The organism is Escherichia sp. KTE114 (genome assembly GCF_000407765.1).
Taxonomy (GTDB): domain Bacteria; phylum Pseudomonadota; class Gammaproteobacteria; order Enterobacterales; family Enterobacteriaceae; genus Escherichia; species Escherichia ruysiae.
On record NZ_KE136626.1, the window covers coordinates 1,443,109 to 1,462,484 of the forward strand.

Sequence of the window (19,376 nt, forward strand, 5' to 3'; positions counted from 1 at the left end):
GATGAATGTTTTGCGTAGTGGAATCGTGACGATGCTGCTGCTGGCTGCCTTTAGTGTTCAGGCAGCCTGTACCTGGCCTGCCTGGGAGCAGTTTAAAAAGGATTACATCAGTCAGGAGGGGCGCGTCATTGACCCCAGTGATGCGCGCAAAATTACCACCTCCGAAGGGCAAAGTTACGGCATGTTCTTTGCTCTGGCGGCTAACGACCGTGCTGCTTTCGATAACCTTCTCGACTGGACACAGAACAATCTTGCCCAGGGCTCGTTAAAAGAGCATTTGCCCGCCTGGCTATGGGGCAAGAAAGAGAATGCGAAGTGGGAAGTGCTGGACAGCAACTCAGCCTCTGACGGCGATATCTGGATGGCCTGGTCACTGCTGGAGGCCGGTCGATTGTGGAAAGAGCAACGTTATACTGACATTGGCAGCGCGTTGTTAAAACGCATTGCGCAAGAGGAAGTGGTGACAGTGCCGGGGCTGGGCTCCATGCTGCTACCGGGCAAAGTGGGCTTTGCCGAGAATAACACCTGGCGTTTTAACCCGAGTTATCTGCCTCCGACGCTGGCGCAGTATTTCACCCGCTTTGGCGCACCGTGGACCACGTTGCGCGAAACCAATCAACGTTTATTGCTGGAAACCGCCCCGAAAGGCTTTTCGCCAGACTGGGTACGTTATGAGAAAGACAAAGGCTGGCAGTTAAAGCCAGAGAAAACGCTGATCAGCAGTTACGACGCTATTCGCGTCTATATGTGGGTTGGCATGATGCCCGACAGCGATCCGCAAAAAGCGCGGATGCTCAACCGTTTTAAACCGATGGCGACATTCACCGAGAAAAACGGCTATCCGCCGGAGAAAGTCGATGTCGCTACGGGTAAAGCGCAGGGTAAAGGGCCAGTCGGCTTTTCTGCGGCTATGTTGCCATTTCTTCAGGATCGTGATGCCCAGGCCGTACAGCGTCAGCGTATTGCAGATAACTTTCCTGGTAGCGATGCCTATTACAACTATGTGTTGACCCTGTTTGGACAAGGCTGGGATCAACACCGTTTCCGCTTCTCGACAAAAGGTGAGTTATTACCTGACTGGGGCCTGGAATGCGCAAATTCACACTAAATATTCTTACGCTTTCCCTCGGTCTGGCCGTGATGCCGATGGTCGAGGCGGCACCAACCGCCCAGCAACAGTTGCTGGAACAGGTTCGTGTGGGCGAAGCGACCCACCGCGAAGACCTGGTGCAGCAGTCGCTGTATCGTCTGGAACTTATTGATCCGAATAACCCGGATGTCGTTGCCGCCCGTTTCCGTTCTCTGTTACGTCAGGGCGATGTTGATGGTGCGCAAAAACAACTCGAACGATTGTCGCAATTAGCGCCGAGTTCAAATGCGTATAAATCATCGCGTACCACAATGCTACTTTCCACGCCGGATGGTCGTCAGGCACTGCAACAGGCACGATTGCAGGCCACCACCGGTCATGCGGAAGAAGCCGTGGCGGGTTACAACAAACTATTCAACGGAGCGCCGCCAGCAGGTGACATTGCCGTCGAGTACTGGAGTACGGTAGCGAAAATTCCGGCTCGCCGTGGCGAAACGATTAATCAGCTAAAACGCATCAATGCGGATACGCCGGGCAATACAGGTTTGCAAAACAATCTGGCGCTATTGCTGTTTAGCAGCGATCGCCGTGACGAAGGTTTTGCCGTACTGGAACAGATGGCGAAATCGAACGCCGGGCGCGAGGGGGCTTCTAAAATCTGGTACGGGCAGATAAAAGATATGCCCGTCAGCGACGCCAGCGTGTCGGCGCTGAAAAAATATCTCTCTGTTTTTAGCGATGGCGATAATGTAGCGGCTGCGCAATCGCAACTGGCAGAACAACAAAAGCAACTGGCCGATCCTAATTTCCGCGCCCGTGCGCAAGGTTTAGCCGCTGTGGACTCAGGCATGGCAGGTAAAGCCATTCCCGAACTGCAACAGGCGGTGCGCGCTAACCCGAAAGACAGTGAAGCCTTGGGGGCGCTGGGGCAGGCGTATTCCCAGAATGGCGATCGTGCTAATGCGGTGGCGAATCTGGAAAAAGCCCTCGCGCTGGAGCCGCACAGCAGCAACAACGACAAGTGGAACAGTCTGCTGAAGGTGAACCGCTACTGGCTGGCGATCCAGCAGGGCGATGCTGCGCTGAAAGCCAATAATCCCGACCGGGCAGAACGCCTGTTCCAGCAGGCGCGCAATGTCGATAACGCCGACAGCTATGCGGTACTGGGGCTGGGTGATGTGGCGATGGCACGTAAAGATTACCCCGCTGCCGAACGCTATTATCAGCAGACTTTGCGTATGGACAGCGGCAACACCAACGCCGTGCGCGGGCTGGCGAATCTTTATCGCCAGCAGTCGCCGGAAAAAGCTGAAGCGTTTATCGCCTCGCTCTCTGCCAGCCAGCGGCGCAGCGTTGATGACATCGAACGCAGCCTGCAAAACGACCGCTTATCACAGCAGGCGGAGGCACTGGAAAATCAGGGTAAATGGGCACAGGCGGCAGCACTTCAGCGTCAGCGGCTGGCGCTCGATCCCGGCAGTGTGTGGATTACTTACCGGCTTTCGCAGGATCTCTGGCAGGCCGGGCAACGCAGCCAGGCCGATACGTTAATGCGCAGCCTGGCGCAACAGAAGCCGAACGACCCGGAGCAGGTTTACGCTTACGGACTGTATCTTTCCGGTCACGACCAGGACAGAGCCGCGCTGGCGCATATCAACAGCCTGCCGCGCGCGCAGTGGAACAGCAATATTCAGGAACTGGCAAACCGCCTGCAAAGCGATCAGGTACTGGAAACCGCCAGCCGCCTGCGTGAAAGCGGTAAAGAGGCAGAAGCGGAAGCGATGCTGCGCCAGCAGCCACCGTCCACGCGCATTGACCTCACCCTGGCCGACTGGGCACAGCAGCGACGTGATGACACCGCTGCCCGCGCGGCGTATCAGAATGTCCTGACGCGGGAGCCAGCTAACGTTGATGCCATTCTTGGCCTGACAGAAGTGGATATCGCCGCCGGCGACAAAGCGGCGGCACGCAGCCAGCTGGCGAAACTGCCCGCCACTGACAATACCTCTCTGAATACACAGCGGCGCGTGGCGCTGGTACAGGCGCAGCTTGGCGATACCGCAGCGGCGCAGCAGACGTTTAACAAGCTGATCCCGCAGGCAAAATCTCAGCCGCCGTCGATGGAAAGTGCGATGGTACTGCGTGATGGTGCAAGGTTTGAAGCGCAGGCGGGCGAGCCAAAGCAGGCACTGGAAACCTACAAAGACGCGATGGTCGCATCCGGTGTGACGCCGACGCGTCCGCAGGATAACGACACCTTTACCCGTCTGACCCGTAACGACGAGAAAGATGACTGGCTGAAGCGCGGCGTGCGCAGCGATGCGGCAGATCTCTATCGCCAGCAGGATCTTAACGTCACCCTTGAGCACGACTACTGGGGATCGAGCGGCACCGGTGGTTACTCCGACCTGAAAGCGCACACCACCATGTTGCAGGTGGATGCACCGTATTCTGACGGACGGATGTTCTTTCGCAGTGATTTCGTCAATATGAACGTCGGCAGTTTTTCTGCCGACGCTGAGGGTAAATGGGATAACAACTGGGGCACCTGTACGTTGCAGGACTGTAGCGGCAACCGCAGCCAGTCGGACTCCGGCGCCAGCGTGGCGGTCGGCTGGCGAAATGACGTCTGGAGCTGGGATATCGGCACCACGCCGATGGGCTTCAACGTGGTGGATGTGGTCGGCGGCATCAGTTACAGCGACGATATCGGGCCGCTTGGTTACACCGTTAACGCCCATCGTCGCCCCATCTCCAGTTCCTTGCTGGCCTTCGGCGGACAGAAAGACTCCCCGGGTAATACCGGGAAAAAATGGGGCGGTGTGCGTGCCGATGGCGTGGGGCTAAGTCTGAGCTACGATAAAGGTGAAGCGAACGGCGTCTGGGCATCCCTTAGCGGCGACCAGTTAACCGGCAAAAATGTCGAAGATAACTGGCGCGTGCGCTGGATGACGGGCTATTACTATAAGGTCATCAACCAGAATAATCGCCGCGTTACCATTGGCCTGAACAATATGATCTGGCATTACGACAAAGACCTGAGTGGGTACTCACTCGGTCAGGGCGGTTACTACAGCCCGCAGGAATACCTGTCGTTTGCCATACCGGTGATGTGGCGTGAGCGGACGGAAAACTGGTCGTGGGAGCTGGGCGCGTCTGGCTCGTGGTCGCATTCGCGCACCAAAACCATGCCGCGTTATCCGCTGATGAACCTGATCCCGACGGACTGGAAAGAGGATGCCGCCAGCCAGACCAACGACGGCGGCAGCAGTCAGGGCTTTGGCTACACGGCGCGGGCGTTACTTGAGCGTCGCGTCACGTCCAACTGGTTTGTCGGCACGGCGATTGATATCCAGCAGGCGAAAGATTATGCGCCAAGCCATTTCCTGCTCTACGTGCGGTATTCCGCCGCCGGATGGCAGGGCGACATGGATTTACCGCCGCAGCCGCTGATACCTTACGCCGACTGGTAAGTTTTCAGATAGCGCCTCTCTTAATGCCGCTGCGATCGGGTATACTCGGGCGGCAATCTGGGATTTCCGGGGGGAGACAATTTGCGCGTTAGTCGCTCGTTAACAATTAAGCAGATGGCAATGGTGGCGGCCGTTGTCATGGTGTTCGTTTTTGTTTTTTGCACTGTTTTGCTGTTTCATCTGGTACAGCAGAATCGCTATAACACGGCTACGCAACTGGAAAGCATTGCTCGCTCTGTCCGCGAACCCTTATCTTCCGCCATTTTGAAAGGTGATATTCCTCAGGCGGAAGCTATTCTTGCCAGCATAAAACCAGCGGGCGTGGTCAGTCGCGCCGACGTGGTGCTGCCTAATCAGTTCCAGGCACTGCGTAAAAGTTTTATTCCAGAGCGCCCGGTGCCGGTGACGTTCACCCGACTGTTTGAGTTACCGGTACAAATCTCGCTGGGCGTCTACTCGCTGGAACGTCCTGCTACCCCGCAGCCGATTGCCTATCTGGTGTTACAGGCAGATTCCTTCCGCATGTACAAGTTCGTGATGAGCACTGTCTCTACGTTAGTGACCATTTACTTACTTTTATCGCTGATCCTGACGGTGGCGATTAGCTGGTGCATTAATCGACTGATATTACATCCTTTACGCAATATCGCTCGCGAGCTAAACGCCATTCCACCGCAAGAGATTGTCGGTCATCAACTGGCCTTGCCGCGTCTGCACCAGGACGACGAAATCGGTATGCTGGTGCGCAGTTACAACCTCAATCAGCAACTGTTGCAGCGGCATTATGAAGAACAGTGCGAAAACGCGATGCGTTTCCCGGTGTCGGATTTGCCAAACAAAGCCTTGCTGATGGAGATGCTGGAACAGGTGGTCGCACGTAAACAAACCACCGCACTGATGATCATCACTTGTGAAACGCTACGTGATACTGCTGGCGTGCTGAAAGAGGCGCAGCGGGAAATCCTGCTACTGACGCTGGTGGAGAAAATTAAATCGGTGCTGTCGCCACGCATGATCCTCGCACAGGTCAGTGGCTATGACTTCGCTGTGATCGCTAATGGTGTACAGGAACCGTGGCACGCTATCACATTAGGTCAGCAAGTGCTCACTATCATGAGTGAACGCTTGCCGATTGAACGTATTCAGCTACGTCCGCACTGTAGCATCGGTGTGGCGATGTTCTATGGCGATCTCACTGCCGAACAACTTTATGGTCGTGCTATTTCGGCGGCATTTACCGCTCGTCATAAAGGGAAGAATCAGATTCAGTTCTATGATCCACAGCAGATGGAAGAAGCTCAACAACGGTTGACGGAAGAGAGCGATATCCTTAATGCACTGGAAAATCATAAGTTTGCTATTTGGCTACAGCCACAGGTGGAGATGACCAGCGGCAAACTCGTCAGCGCGGAAGCGTTGCTGCGCATCCAGCAAGCGGATGGCACCTGGGAACTGCCGGATGGCTTAATCGATCGTATTGAGTCCTGTGGGCTGATGGTTACCGTTGGTCATTGGGTGCTGGAGGAATCCTGTCGACTGCTTGCTGCCTGGCAAGAGCGCGGCATTATGTTGCCATTATCGGTGAATCTCTCGGCGCTACAGTTGATGCACCCAAATATGGTGCCGGATATGCTGGGGTTATTAACTCGTTATCGTATTCAGCCTGGAACGTTGATCCTGGAGGTCACGGAAAGCCGACGCATTGATGACCCTCACGCGGCGGTGGCGATCCTCCGTCCGCTGCGCAACGCCGGCGTACAGGTGGCGCTGGATGATTTCGGCATGGGTTACGCAGGGCTGCGTCAGTTGCAGCATATGAAATCGTTGCCAATAGACGTGCTGAAAATCGACAAAATGTTTGTTGAGGGCTTGCCGGAAGATAGCAGCATGATTGCTGCAATTATCATGCTGGCACAAAGCCTGAATCTGCAAATGATTGCTGAAGGCGTAGAAACGGAAGCACAACGCGACTGGCTGGCAAAAGCAGGTGTTGGTATTGCCCAGGGCTTCCTTTTTGCCCGTCCACTCCCCATAGAAATCTTCGAAGAGAGTTACCTGGAAGAAAAGTAGCTACCCCAAACTGATTACAAAACTTTAAAAAGTGCTGGTTTGTGCGAGCCAGCTCAAACTTTTTAACCTTTTTGTTTCAATTATGATCCAGGTACATTTCTGTGATGTTGTCTGGGTGTTATTTTAAGGCCGCAGGTACCCCATAACCTTACAAGACCTGTGGTTTTACTAAAGGACACCCTATGAAAACCTCTCTGTTTAAAAGCCTTTACTTTCAGGTCCTGACAGCGATAGCCATTGGTATTCTCCTTGGCCATTTCTACCCTGAGATAGGCGAGCAAATGAAACCGCTTGGCGACGGGTTCGTTAAGCTCATTAAGATGATCATCGCTCCTGTCATCTTTTGTACCGTCGTAACGGGCATTGCGGGCATGGAAAGCATGAAGGCGGTCGGTCGTACCGGCGCAGTCGCACTGCTTTACTTTGAAATTGTCAGTACCATCGCGCTGATTATTGGTCTTATTATTGTTAACGTCGTGCAGCCTGGCGCCGGAATGAACGTCGATCCGGCAACGCTTGATGCGAAAGCGGTAGCAGTTTACGCCGATCAGGCAAAAGACCAGGGCATTGTCGCCTTTATTATGGATGTCATCCCGGCTAGCGTCATTGGGGCATTTGCCAGCGGTAACATCCTGCAGGTGCTGCTGTTTGCCGTACTGTTTGGTTTTGCGCTCCACCGTCTGGGCAGCAAAGGCCAACTGATTTTTAACGTCATCGAAAGTTTCTCGCAGGTCATCTTCGGCATCATCAATATGATCATGCGTCTGGCACCCATCGGTGCGTTTGGGGCGATGGCGTTTACCATCGGTAAATACGGCGTCGGCACATTGGTGCAACTGGGGCAGCTCATTATCTGCTTCTACATCACCTGTATCCTGTTTGTAGTGCTGGTACTGGGTTCAATCGCTAAAGCGACCGGTTTCAGTATCTTCAAATTTATCCGCTACATCCGTGAAGAACTGCTGATTGTGCTGGGAACATCATCTTCCGAGTCGGCGCTGCCGCGTATGCTCGACAAGATGGAAAAACTCGGCTGCCGGAAGTCGGTGGTGGGGCTGGTTATCCCGACAGGCTACTCGTTTAACCTTGATGGAACATCGATATACCTGACGATGGCGGCGGTATTTATCGCCCAGGCCACTAACAGTGAGATGGATATCGTCCACCAAATTACGCTGTTAATTGTGTTGCTGCTCTCTTCCAAAGGGGCGGCTGGGGTAACGGGCAGTGGCTTTATCGTGCTGGCGGCGACACTCTCTGCGGTGGGCCATTTGCCGGTGGCGGGTCTGGCGCTGATCCTCGGTATCGACCGCTTCATGTCAGAAGCCCGTGCGCTGACTAACCTGGTCGGTAACGGCGTAGCGACCATCGTAGTTGCTAAGTGGGTTAAAGAGCTGGACCACAAAAAACTGGATGATGTGCTGAATAATCGTGCGCCGGATGGCAAAACGCACGAATTATCCTCTTAATCTCACCACTTATGCCCGCACTCCCTTCCCCGAGTGCGGGTGTTTGCGCATAATTGCCCCCTGTGCCCGAACTTACCACCTGGGTGAGTTCGGGTTTATTTCACTTCCTCCGTGACATTTTCATGTTCTTGCGGTCTAACACGAAGTGTTTTTAACGTCATTTAGGCTGACCGATAGCGGGCAGTCTTTTATTACCAGGATAGTTGATCAGGGGTTCACATGCAGGGCACAAAAATTCGACTTTTAGCGGGCGGTTTGCTGGTGATGGCCACTGCTGGCTATGTGCAGGCAGATGCGCTCCAGCCTGATCCAGCATGGCAACAGGGGACGCTCGCCAACGGTTTACAGTGGCAAGTGCTGACCACGCCCCAGCGTCCCAGCGATCGTGTTGAAATTCGCCTGCTGGTTAATACCGGTTCGCTCGCCGAAAGCACCCAACAGAGCGGTTACAGTCATGCCATTCCTCGTATTGCGCTGACGCAAAGCGGTGGTCTGGAAGCGGCACAGGCACGTTCATTGTGGCAGCAGGGGATCGACCCTAAGCGCCCGATGCCGCCGGTGATCGTCTCTTACGACACCACGCTGTTTAATCTGAGTTTGCCAAATAATCGTAACGATCTACTGAAAGAGGCGCTCTCTTATCTGGCGAATGCGACCGGCAAGCTGACCATCACACCAGAAACGGTTAACCATGCGCTGCAAAGCCAGGATATGGTGGCAACCTGGCCTGCCGACACTAAAGAAGGCTGGTGGCGCTATCGCCTGAAAGGATCAACTTTGTTAGGTCACGATCCTGCCGATCCGCTGAAAAATCCCGTTGAAGCGGAAAAGATTAAAGATTTCTATCAGAAATGGTACACCCCGGATGCAATGACGCTGCTGGTGGTGGGAAACGTGGATGCGCGCTCGGTTGTCGACCAAATCAACAAAACGTTTGGCGAACTGAAAGGCAAACGTGAAACGCCAGCTCCGGTGCCGACGCTTTCTCCGCTGCGTGCGGAAGCGGTGAGTATTATGACTGACGCGGTGCGTCAGGACCGGTTATCTATCATGTGGGATACGCCGTGGCAGCCGATTCGTGAATCAGCCGCACTGCTGCGCTACTGGCGTGCGGACCTGGCCCGTGAGGCGCTGTTCTGGCATGTTCAGCAAGCGTTAAGCGCCAGTAACAGCAAAGACATCGGCCTTGGATTTGATTGCCGAGTGCTGTATCTGCGTGCGCAATGTGCCATCAACATTGAGTCACCAAACGACAAGCTGAACAGCAACCTTAATCTGGTGGCGCGTGAACTGGCGAAAGTCCGCGACAAAGGTCTGCCGGAAGAAGAGTTCAACGCCCTGGTCGCGCAAAAGAAACTGGAGCTGCAGAAACTGTTTGCCGCCTATGCACGGGCTGATACCGATATTCTGATGGGTCAGCGGATGCGTTCACTGCAAAATCAGGTTGTCGATATCGCACCGGAGCAATATCAGAAACTGCGTCAGGATTTCCTTAACAGCCTGACGGTGGAGATGTTAAATCAGGATCTGCGTCAGCAGTTGTCGAACGACATGGCGTTAATTCTGCTACAGCCGAAAGGCGAGCCGGAATTTAACATGAAATCGTTGCAGGCTGCCTGGGATCAAATCATGGCGCCATCGGCCACGGCTGCGGCGACGTCTGTCGCCACGGATGATGTGCATCCTGAAGTGACGGATATTCCACCTGCACAGTAATGCCTGATGGTGATGAGTTAGCACAACCATCAGGTATTTATGGATGAGCTGGATAGAGGGGTAACACTTTATCCAGCCTTTTGCATATGCTGCTTTTACGCTGGCATCGCCTCACGCGGGATAATCGCGCCGCGATACTGGATAACCGTACTTGCAGTCAAATGTCCGCGTTTTGCCGCTTCTTCTGCACTTCCCCCGGTCAGGCGTACCGCCAGATAACCGGCGCTGAAAGAGTCACCCGCAGCGGTGGTGTCGATCACTTTTTCTTTCGGCAGTTTCACCGCTGGAACATCCACTAACCCTTCGCCAGCAATAGAAACCAGGCAAGAATCCGCCCCGCGTTTTACTACCACTTCTTTCACGCCTGCGTTATGGGTGCGCGCAATGACGTCTTCCACCGGCTGTTGACCCCACAGCGCGTCTTCATCGTCCAGCGTCAGGAAGGCGATATCTGTGCATTCCAGCATTTGCTGGTACACCTGCTGCGTCTCTTCTTTGCTGGCCCACAGGCGCGGACGGTAGTTATTGTCGAAAATGACCTTCCCGCCGTTGGCGCGGCATTCGCGCAGCAGAGAAAGCAGCTTCTCGCGGCTGGTCGGGCTTAAGATCGCCAGGCTAATCCCGCTAAGGTAAAGGTAATCGAAATTCGCCAGCTCTTCACAAATCGCTGCTGACTGCTCGCTCTCCAGCCAGAATTTAGCTGCGGCTTCGTTACGCCAGTAGTAGAAAGTGCGTTCGCCAGTGCTATCGGTTTCAATGTAGTAAAGACCCGGCAGGCGGTTTTCCATCCGTTGGGTCAGGGAAGTATCGACGTTCTCGCCGTGCCAGGCGTCCAGCATCTGCTGACTAAAACTGTCCGTCCCCAGCGCCGTTACGTAGTGAACGGTTAATGCCGCAGGATCGACCTGACGAGCGATGTAGACGGAAGTATTCAGGGTATCGCCGCCGAAACCGCGCTTAACGTCTGCGCCTTTCTCGGAAAGCTCAATCATGCATTCGCCAATCACGGCAATCTTTTTGGACATAGTCGTGAACCTGATCTGTAAAAAATTAGCGTTAGTTTGCGCTGTGGTGGTTTGCTGGTCAACTATATTAAAACGCTGTTCCATTATTTTTTTGAGCCAGAACGTATTCCTGGAAGATTCCGTCGTTGTGTGGGCAAATTAACTTCTCTCTGGCGGTAAAGTTCTGCCGTGGCGCGCCGATAATATTTGTCGAGTCCGGGCAGCATCACTTTTAAACACAGGACATCTTCGATGATAAGGCAGGTTATCCAGCGAATAAGCAACCCTGAAACAAGCATCGAGAGCTTGCAGGAACGGCGTTTTTGGTTGCAGTGTGAGCGCGTTTATACCTGGCAGCCGATTTACCAGACTTCCGGACGATTGATGGCCGTGGAGCTTTTAACCATTGTCACGCATCCTGATAATCCCTCGCAACGGCTGCCGCCAGATCGTTATTTTGCCGAAATCACCGTCAGGCATCGTATGGATGTGGTGAAAGAACAGATTGATTTACTGGCGAAAAAAGCTGCGTTCTTCGTTGAGCACGGCCTGCTGGCATCGGTTAATATTGATGGACCTACGCTTCTTGCCCTACGTCAGCAGCCGGAAATTTTGCGTCAGATTGACCGTCTTCCCTGGCTGCGTTTCGAACTGGTGGAACACATCCGTCTACCGAAAGATTCAACGTTTGCTTCGATGTGCGAATTTGGCCCACTGTGGCTGGATGATTTTGGCACCGGGATGGCAAATTTCTCTGCGCTAAGTGAAGTGCGTTACGACTACATCAAAATCGCTCGCGAACTGTTTGTGATGTTGCGCCAGTCGCCAGAAGGTCGCACGCTCTTTTCCCAGCTTTTGCATTTGATGAACCGCTACTGCCGTGGGGTGATCGTCGAAGGTATCGAGACTGAGGAAGAATGGGGCGATGTGCAAAATTCTCCCGCATTCGCCGCACAAGGCTGGTTTCTTTCACGTCCGGCACCAATAGAAACGCTGGACTCAGTGGCGCTGGCTCTGTAAGCCCCCTCATTTTCTGCCTGGCTGGACTATCTTTAGGACTGGCACAGGAAGAATGTGAGGAAGCGAACTATGAGCAAAGCAGGCAAAATAACCGCTGCGATTTCAGGGGCTTTCTTGTTGTTGATCGTCGTGGCGATCATTTTGATTGCAACGTTTGACTGGAACCGTCTCAAACCGACCATCAACCAGAAAGTCTCTGCGGAACTGAATCGCCCCTTCGCCATCCGTGGCGATCTGGGTGTGGTGTGGGAACGGCAAAAGCAGGAAACCGGCTGGCGTAGCTGGGTGCCGTGGCCTCATGTACACGCACAAGACATCATTCTCGGCAACCCGCCGGATATTCCCGAAGTGACGATGGTACATTTACCGCGCGTAGAAGCGACGCTGGCTCCGCTGGCGTTGCTGACTAAAACGGTCTGGCTGCCGTGGATCAAGCTGGAAAAGCCCGACGCGCGCCTGATTCGCCTCTCGGAAAAGAACAACAACTGGACGTTTAATCTCGCCAACGATGACAACAAAGACGCGAATGCGAAGCCGTCGGCGTGGTCGTTCCGCCTGGATAATATTCTGTTCGATCAAGGTCGGATCGCCATTGATGACAAAGTAAGCAAAGCGGATCTGGAAATTTTTGTCGATCCGTTAGGTAAGGCGCTGCCGTTCAGCGAAGTTACCGGATCGAAAGGTAAAACGGATAAAGAGAAGGTGGGCGATTACGTTTTTGGCCTGAAAGCGCAGGGGCGTTATAACGGCGAACCGCTCACGGGTACGGGAAAAATAGGCGGTATGCTGGCGCTGCGTGGCGAAGGAACACCGTTTCCGGTGCAGGCTGATTTTCGCTCCGGTAATACCCGTGTTGCTTTTGATGGCGTCGTGAATGACCCAATGAAAATGGGCGGCGTCGATTTACGGCTTAAATTTTCCGGCGATTCGCTGGGTGATCTCTATGAACTGACAGGCGTTCTGCTGCCCGATACCCCACCGTTTGAAACCAATGGTCGGCTGGTAGCGAAAATCGACACTGAAAAATCGTCGGTCTTTGATTATCGCGGCTTTAACGGGCGTATTGGTGATAGTGATATTCACGGTTCTCTGGTCTACACCACCGGCAAGCCGCGACCAAAGCTGGAAGGTGACGTTGAGTCGCGGCAGTTACGGCTGGCTGATTTGGGGCCGTTGATTGGCGTTGATTCCGGGAAAGGGGCAGAAAAGTCGAAACGGTCTGAACAGAAGAAGGGCGAAAAAAGCGTTCAGCCTGCGGGCAAAGTGCTGCCTTATGACCGCTTCGAAACCGATAAATGGGACGTTATGGATGCCGATGTTCGCTTCAAAGGCCGACGTATCGAGCATGGCAGCAGTTTGCCGATTAGCGATCTTTCAACCCATATCATCCTCAAAAACGCTGACCTGCGCCTGCAACCGCTGAAATTTGGTATGGCGGGCGGCAGCATTGCGGCGAATATTCATCTGGAGGGGGACAAAAAACCGATGCAGGGGCGGGCGGATATACAGGCTCGTCGACTGAAGCTGAAGGAGCTGATGCCGGATGTAGAACTGATGCAGAAAACGCTGGGAGAAATGAACGGCGATGCTGAACTGCGTGGTAGCGGTAACTCGGTGGCGGCGCTTTTAGGCAACAGTAACGGCAACCTGAAACTGTTGATGAATGACGGGCTGGTGAGCCGTAACCTGATGGAGATTGTTGGGCTGAACGTCGGAAACTACATTGTCGGTGCGATTTTCGGTGATGATGAGGTGCGGGTGAACTGCGCGGCGGCGAATCTGGATATCGCTAACGGTGTGGCACGCCCGCAGATTTTTGCTTTCGATACTGAGAACGCGTTGATTAACGTTACCGGCACGGCAAGTTTTGCTTCGGAGCAACTGGATTTGACTATTGATCCGGAGAGCAAAGGGATTCGTATTATCACGTTGCGTTCGCCGCTGTATGTGCGTGGCACGTTTAAGAACCCGCAGGCTGGCGTGAAAGCCGGGCCGTTGATTGCTCGTGGTGCTGTTGCGGCGGCGCTGGCAACGCTGGTGACGCCTGCGGCGGCGTTACTGGCGCTGATTTCGCCTTCAGAAGGTGAAGCTAATCAGTGCCGGATGATTTTGTCGCAGATGAAGAAGTGATGAGGGGGGATTGTGTTTGCTGGTGAGTTCGGAAACAGCGTGTTCCCCTCACCCTAACCCTCTCCCCAAAGGGGCGAGGGGACTGTTTTGTGTGTGTTGAAACAACGAGTACCGCTTTTCCGTTCACTTTCTGGCGAGGGAACTGTTTCGTGCGTGTTGAAACAGCGAGAGCCGCTTTTCCGTTCACTTTCTGGGGGGGGAGGGCTGTTATGTTCGCGATGTAACATCTCGCTCCGCTTTTCTCCCTCTCCCTTTCAGGGAGAGGGCTGGGGTGAGGGTGGCAGCCCGCACGATACTTACAAAGACTGATGTCGCGTCTCATGCGTCAGCAGCAGGGCAATTAACGTCAAGCCAGCCATTGCCGCCAGATATAACCCCACTGCACCTAACCCGTAGTTAGTCTGCAACCAGGCTGCGATATACGGCGCAACGGAAGCCCCAAGAATCGACGATACGTTGTAAGAGAACGATGCCCCGGTGTAACGCACTTCCGTCGGGAACAGCTCTGGCAACAGCGCGCCCATCGGCCCGAAGGTCAGTCCCATCAGACTTAACCCCAACAGCAGGAAGGCAAAAACCAGAATTGGGTTACCAGAACCGAGCAACGGGTTAAAGGCGAACAGCGCGAACAGGATGATAAGCGTCGTGATGATTACCATGCTTTTACGACGCCCAAAGGCATCTGCCAGCAATCCGGCGACTGGCACCATCACACCAAAACCAATTACTGCCATCATCAGCATCCACAGCACTTCGTTACGCGGCAGGCCAAGCCCAACTGGCGCGGCGGCGGTACTAAAGGTCATAGAGTAGACCGTCATGATGTAAAACAGCGTATAGGTTGCCAGCATAATGAACGTACCCAGTACGGTTACGCGAACATGTTTGGTCAGCAGCGTACCCAGCGGGATCTTCACCTGTTTTTTCGCTTTAGCGACTTTCTCAAACACCGGCGACTCATGCAGCGACACGCGAACATACAGGCCGATAATGACCAGCACCGCCGAGAAGATAAATGGCACACGCCAGCCCCAGCTCATAAACTGCTCGTCGGTCAGTAGCCAGGAAAGCAGCAAGAAAGTGCCGTTGGCAAAGAAGAAGCCAATCGGTGCGCCCAGCTGTGGGAAGGAGCCATACAGTGCACGTTTGCGCGGTGGGGCGTTTTCAGTCGCCAGCAGCGCCGCGCCGCCCCATTCACCGCCTAAGCCCAGCCCCTGACCAAATCGAGCCAGCGCCAGCAACAGCGGGGCGAAAATACCAATCGTGGCGTAGCCCGGCAACAGACCAATCACCACCGTCGAAATCCCCATCGTTAGCAAAGAGGCGACCAGTGTCGCTTTACGTCCAACGCGATCGCCGAAATGACCAAATACGGCAGAGCCGATGGGGCGCGCGACGAAGGCAATGGCGAAGGTGGCAAGCGATTGTAGGGTCGCTGCCGCCGGGTCGCCCTGCGGGAAGAAGATATGCGGGAACACAATGACGGCTGCAGTGGCGTAAATGTAAAAGTCGAAGAACTCAATGGCCGTGCCAATGAGAGAGGCGACAAGGACTTTATTACGCGAGTTTACCGGCGTGAATTCCTGGTTATTTTCGAGTGTTGTGGCGGTTGCTTGCATAATCTTTTCTTATTTTTTGGCTAACGAATAGCCATATTACGCACAGCAAAAGTGATATTTCAATGTGTAACAAATCGCGAAAATGGTCAAAAACCAAGCAAAAAGGGGATAATGTTTAGGCTAATGATTTTTCTTCTATGAAATGCTTCACACAATTTCATAAATAGTCAATAAAACTGGTTTCAGGTTAAATAAAAGTTACCGACTGGATTTATATGCTGGGGTTATGAGTTGGAATGAAATTGTTTGCTCCTAAATAGATGGCTTAAGAGGCTCTGGGAAGAGTTTCAAGAGGTTATGTGCGCATTATAGCCGGATGCGATGCTGGCGCATCTTATCCGGCCTACGGGGAGTCAGGCCGATGTGATGGACACCTCCCGCCTTACGGCATCAATGTGCCAGACTGAGGTGTACTCAGTTCCCGGGTGGAGGTGTCCGTCATGAATATTAAGCGTATTGGTCTCGATCTTGCAAAAAATGTTTTCCAGATCCACGGCGTCGATCACCATGAAAAAGTGGTACTGCGAAAAACCCTGCGCCGTGCCCACATGATGACGTTTTTCTCCGGCCTTTCTCCCTGTCTTATTGGTATTGAGGCCTGTGGCTCTTCCCATTACTGGGCCCGCGAGCTCACCCGCATGGGCCATACCGTGCGTATTATTCCGCCGAAACTCGTCAAACCTTATCTCAAAGGCAACAAAAACGACGCCAATGATGCAGCAGCCATCTGCGAGGCCATCAGCAGGCCTGGTATGCGTTTTGTCGCTCTCAAATCGGAAGCTCAGCAGACGCTGCAGGCAGAGCACCGGGTCCGGGCCAGGATCATCCGCGAGCGGACGGCACTGTGCAATGAAATCCGGGGGCTGTTGAGTGAATTTGGTCTGGTGCTGCCAGTGGGGATAAATCACGTGCGTAAAGCCCTGCCGGAAATCCTGTCGCAGCAGGAGCAGTGGAATGACCGCTTCATCCGTCTGTTGTGCGAGCTGTCGGAGGAAATGCAGATGCTGGATGAGCGCATATCGCGTCATGACCGGCGCCTTCAGCAGGCGGCACGGGACGATATCCGCATAAAACGGCTGATGGAAATAGAGGGTTTTGGCCCGATAGTGGCGAGTGCTCTGGTGGCTGCCGTGGGCGATGCGAAGCAATTTAAAAGCGGTCGGGAAATGTCAGCCTTTATTGGACTGGTTCCGCGACAGCATTCAAGCGGCGGAAAAGAGCGGCTGGGCCATATCAGCAAACGGGGTGACAGTTACCTGAGAACGCTGATAATCCATGGTGCCCGTGCAGTCCTGAGGTTCAGCGCCGGAAAAACAGACAGACGCAGCCTCTGGCTACAGTCGGTGGCAGAAAGACGTAATAACAATATCGCCGTGGTGGCGCTGGCAAATAAAAACATCCGGATAGCGTGGGCAATATTAAGCCGCAGTGAAGAATATAGAGGGGTGGAGAATGCGGCGTAAGCAGCACTGACGTCCCTGTAAGTAAACGAGCAACAAACCTGCCGTAAGCGTGCAAAGTTATAAAGAACTGATGCGTAACAGGTAAGACCGACATCTGGCAAATCCGACCTTATCCATGGCTCCCTGCAAAGCAAAGCCGGCAGGCCGAAAGGAAACAGATGTGCAGATAACATCATGACCGGGTACGACGGTACCGTAAGAGAGGCCGGATATACGAATGCAACTTACTCCCGTCACACAGATGAAAAATAACTTGCACAACGGGAGGTGTCCATATACGGATAAGGCGTTTACGCCGCATCCGGCATATTTTAAGGCTGTGTTTTCCCCGGCATTCGCGGGTCATCTTTATACTCGGCGGTGGCAATCCACGCCGCGCAAAACAGCGTCAGACGAGCGAAGAAGTAGAAAAATGCCATCAGCCCCAGCACGGAACCAAATGCTGCGCCAGATGGGGATTTCATCAACGACGGCAGGGTATACGTCATCACAATTTTAATCACTTCAAAACCAATCGCTGCGAGGAACGTCCCGCGAATCAGCGCCTTTCTACGCGGACGGTGGCGCGGCAGGCGCCAGAAGATCCAGAAGAAAAGCAGATAGTTGGCAAAGATAGAAATCGCCAGACCAATCAACCGCCACGTCGGTTTCAGCCACTCAATGCTATTAAGGTGCAGCGCGCTAATAATCATTTGTTGCGCAGAACCGGCAACGGAAGTGATTGAGAGCGTCACAATCAGCGCAATCAACAAACCAATCAGCGAAATAAAGTCACGCAGATATTTTACCCAGAACTTCTCCTGATCTTGCGGCGAACGTTCCCAGACATCGCGCGATTGGGCGCGAATTGCTTCACGTAAATTCCCCATCCAGTTGATGCCGGAGTATAGCGCCACGGCTAACCCAACAAGTCCTACGGTAGTACGCTGCTGAACGGCAGTGTTGATGGTGTTTTTCAACGTGGCGGCAAGCGTCGGATCGCTGATGTTTTGCAGAATCTTGTCGAAGATATCCTGCAACAGCATCGGATGCGAAGCCAGCACAAAACCCCCTGCGGCAAATGACACCATTAAAATCGGGATCATCGACAAAAACGAGAAATAGGTGATGGCCGCACCAAACTGATTACCAAGCCGATCGTTAAAGCGTTCTGTCGCGCGAATAAGGTGCGCGATGATCGGTTGGCGTTGGATTTTTTCGGCGGTGGTGGTGACGGTTTCCAATGCCTGACTGACTTTGCCGCCTTTATCGCTATTATCCAGATGCTTAATTGGCTCGTGTTCCAGATCCTGGGTGGGACGTTTAATCTCGTTTTCCTGCGTCATCCGCTCTTTAGTCCTTCTGTCGTTGTCTTTCTTAAAAAGTATAGTCGGTCAGTCCAGGTACTCTTTCATCACGCCAGCCAGCCACTGCATAAACAGGTTTACACGGCGGGAAAGCTCCCGACGCTGTGGGTAAACCAGAGAAATGGAGCGTGGTTCGGCGCGGTAGTTGGGTAACACTTCGATAAGCTGTCTGGCGCGTAGGGCTTCGCGTACGGTGACGCGGGGGATCTGAATAATCCCCAGTCCCGCCAGACCGGCGGCAAGATAGTTTTCTCTACTGTTTACCGTCAACATGCCGCCGGACTTAAACCACTGGACGCCATTAACACTGGCAACCTCAAAACCCAACGGATGCGCGCCCAGATGTGGCGTGTAATGCACTACCGCGTGCGAAGTCAGGTCGTCGGGACTTTGCGGATAACCAAAGCGCGTCAGATAGTGCGGACTGGCGCAGTTGACCATCGTCAGTTTGCCGAGGGGACGGGTGATGAGTCCATCGTCGGGCAACGTTCCCGTGCGTACTACGCAATCAAAGCCATCATGAAGAATATCTACCGGACGGTCATTGCTGCTTAATTCCAGTTCAATTCCCGGATATTGATGGAGAAATTCGGGCAGGCGCGGCAGTAGCAGGGTTTTTGCTATCCCGGACGGGATATCGATGCGTAATTTACCGCTGATGCTGGTGGCCTCCTGCTGAAATAAACCGTCCAGTTCGTTGAGATTACTCAACACATCTTTTGCCCGTTGGTAATAGGTCATGCCATCAGGCGTGAGTTTGACCCGTCGCGTGGTGCGCTGGAGAAGCTGGGTGCCAAGTTGATGTTCCAGTGCCTGTATCTGGCGCGAAACACTTCCCTTTGGCAAAGCAAAGAAATCCGCCGCGCGGGAAAAACTCTCCAGCTCTGCGACTTTGATGAACAACTGCATTGCGTGAATTTTATCCATTTCTTTGACCGATTGTTGTTCACAGCGAAACAGTAACGCGTATATCGCA

At 53.6% G+C, this 19,376-nt stretch carries 12 protein-coding genes; 8 read left to right on the top strand and 4 right to left on the bottom strand.

Going from position 1 to position 19,376, the window contains the following annotated elements:
- Window position 1: 1 nt before the first annotated feature.
- The 5 genes from bcsZ to WC5_RS13935 all read left to right on the top strand — a co-directional run bounded on the left by bcsZ (window position 2) and on the right by WC5_RS13935 (window position 9,818).
- Complete coding sequence (bcsZ, locus tag WC5_RS13955) at window positions 2–1,108, top strand: cellulose synthase complex periplasmic endoglucanase BcsZ (RefSeq protein WP_024192198.1); 1,107 nt, start codon at window positions 2–4, stop codon at window positions 1,106–1,108.
- Window positions 1,090–4,563 (top strand): cellulose synthase complex outer membrane protein BcsC, encoded by a 3,474-nt coding sequence (gene bcsC, locus WC5_RS13950; protein WP_016231540.1) that lies wholly within the window; start codon window positions 1,090–1,092, stop codon window positions 4,561–4,563. Before bcsZ ends, bcsC begins: the two co-directional genes overlap by 19 nt.
- A gap of 81 nt (window positions 4,564–4,644) precedes the next feature.
- Window positions 4,645–6,633, top strand: coding sequence for a biofilm formation regulator HmsP (gene hmsP, locus WC5_RS13945; protein WP_001266371.1), 1,989 nt, complete (start codon window positions 4,645–4,647; stop codon window positions 6,631–6,633).
- Window positions 6,634–6,815: 182 nt separating this feature from the next.
- Entirely contained in the window at window positions 6,816–8,102 is a 1,287-nt protein-coding gene (gene dctA, locus WC5_RS13940; protein WP_000858209.1) for a C4-dicarboxylate transporter DctC, read from the top strand.
- A 219-nt stretch (window positions 8,103–8,321) separates the two neighbouring features.
- Window positions 8,322–9,818 carry a M16 family metallopeptidase gene (locus WC5_RS13935; protein WP_001163168.1) on the top strand — a complete coding sequence of 499 codons (1,497 nt, stop codon included), beginning with the start codon at window positions 8,322–8,324 and terminating at the stop codon, window positions 9,816–9,818.
- A 95-nt stretch (window positions 9,819–9,913) separates the two neighbouring features.
- Here WC5_RS13935 and kdgK read toward each other — a convergent pair whose 3' ends face one another.
- Window positions 9,914–10,843, bottom strand: coding sequence for a 2-dehydro-3-deoxygluconokinase (gene kdgK / locus WC5_RS13930; protein WP_000037563.1), 930 nt, complete (start codon window positions 10,841–10,843; stop codon window positions 9,914–9,916).
- 231 nt (window positions 10,844–11,074) lie between these two features.
- Here kdgK and pdeH point away from each other — a divergent pair, with 231 nt between their 5' ends.
- Together pdeH and WC5_RS13920 are read left to right on the top strand one after the other, a co-directional pair.
- Window positions 11,075–11,842, top strand: coding sequence for a cyclic-guanylate-specific phosphodiesterase (gene pdeH / locus WC5_RS13925; RefSeq protein ID WP_000621120.1), 768 nt, complete (start codon window positions 11,075–11,077; stop codon window positions 11,840–11,842).
- A 69-nt stretch (window positions 11,843–11,911) separates the two neighbouring features.
- Window positions 11,912–13,972 carry an AsmA family protein gene (locus tag WC5_RS13920; RefSeq protein ID WP_010352115.1) on the top strand — a complete coding sequence of 687 codons (2,061 nt, stop codon included), beginning with the start codon at window positions 11,912–11,914 and terminating at the stop codon, window positions 13,970–13,972.
- 296 nt (window positions 13,973–14,268) lie between these two features.
- Here WC5_RS13920 and WC5_RS13915 read toward each other — a convergent pair whose 3' ends face one another.
- Window positions 14,269–15,591 (bottom strand): MFS transporter, encoded by a 1,323-nt coding sequence (locus WC5_RS13915; RefSeq protein WP_001149024.1) that lies wholly within the window; start codon window positions 15,589–15,591, stop codon window positions 14,269–14,271.
- A gap of 440 nt (window positions 15,592–16,031) precedes the next feature.
- On the opposite strand from WC5_RS13915, the gene WC5_RS13910 reads away from it, so the two are divergent.
- A complete protein-coding gene (locus WC5_RS13910) occupies window positions 16,032–17,054 on the top strand; it encodes an IS110 family RNA-guided transposase (RefSeq protein ID WP_001022583.1) in 1,023 nt (340 codons plus the stop codon).
- A gap of 311 nt (window positions 17,055–17,365) precedes the next feature.
- Here WC5_RS13910 and yhjD read toward each other — a convergent pair whose 3' ends face one another.
- Both yhjD and WC5_RS13900 read right to left on the bottom strand, forming a co-directional pair.
- Window positions 17,366–18,379 carry an inner membrane protein YhjD gene (gene yhjD / locus WC5_RS13905; RefSeq protein ID WP_000191243.1) on the bottom strand — a complete coding sequence of 338 codons (1,014 nt, stop codon included), beginning with the start codon at window positions 18,377–18,379 and terminating at the stop codon, window positions 17,366–17,368.
- A 48-nt stretch (window positions 18,380–18,427) separates the two neighbouring features.
- On the bottom strand, window positions 18,428–19,327 hold the full coding sequence (locus WC5_RS13900) for a LysR family transcriptional regulator (RefSeq protein ID WP_032147810.1): 900 nt from the start codon (window positions 19,325–19,327) through the stop codon (window positions 18,428–18,430).
- Window positions 19,328–19,376 lie beyond the last annotated feature (49 nt).

Excerpts from the sequence above, each read along its gene's own strand:
- bcsZ (WP_024192198.1), top strand. The coding sequence starts at position 2 with ATGAATGTTTTGCGTAGTGGAATCGTGACGATGCTGCTGCTGGCTGCC.
- bcsC (WP_016231540.1), top strand. The coding sequence starts at position 1,090 with ATGCGCAAATTCACACTAAATATTCTTACGCTTTCCCTCGGTCTGGCC.
- dctA (WP_000858209.1), top strand. The coding sequence starts at position 6,816 with ATGAAAACCTCTCTGTTTAAAAGCCTTTACTTTCAGGTCCTGACAGCG.
- WC5_RS13935 (WP_001163168.1), top strand. The coding sequence starts at position 8,322 with ATGCAGGGCACAAAAATTCGACTTTTAGCGGGCGGTTTGCTGGTGATG.
- kdgK (WP_000037563.1), bottom strand. The coding sequence starts at position 10,843 with ATGTCCAAAAAGATTGCCGTGATTGGCGAATGCATGATTGAGCTTTCC.
- pdeH (WP_000621120.1), top strand. The coding sequence starts at position 11,075 with ATGATAAGGCAGGTTATCCAGCGAATAAGCAACCCTGAAACAAGCATC.
- WC5_RS13920 (WP_010352115.1), top strand. The coding sequence starts at position 11,912 with ATGAGCAAAGCAGGCAAAATAACCGCTGCGATTTCAGGGGCTTTCTTG.
- WC5_RS13915 (WP_001149024.1), bottom strand. The coding sequence starts at position 15,591 with ATGCAAGCAACCGCCACAACACTCGAAAATAACCAGGAATTCACGCCG.
- WC5_RS13910 (WP_001022583.1), top strand. The coding sequence starts at position 16,032 with ATGAATATTAAGCGTATTGGTCTCGATCTTGCAAAAAATGTTTTCCAG.
- yhjD (WP_000191243.1), bottom strand. The coding sequence starts at position 18,379 with ATGACGCAGGAAAACGAGATTAAACGTCCCACCCAGGATCTGGAACAC.
- WC5_RS13900 (WP_032147810.1), bottom strand. The coding sequence starts at position 19,327 with ATGGATAAAATTCACGCAATGCAGTTGTTCATCAAAGTCGCAGAGCTG.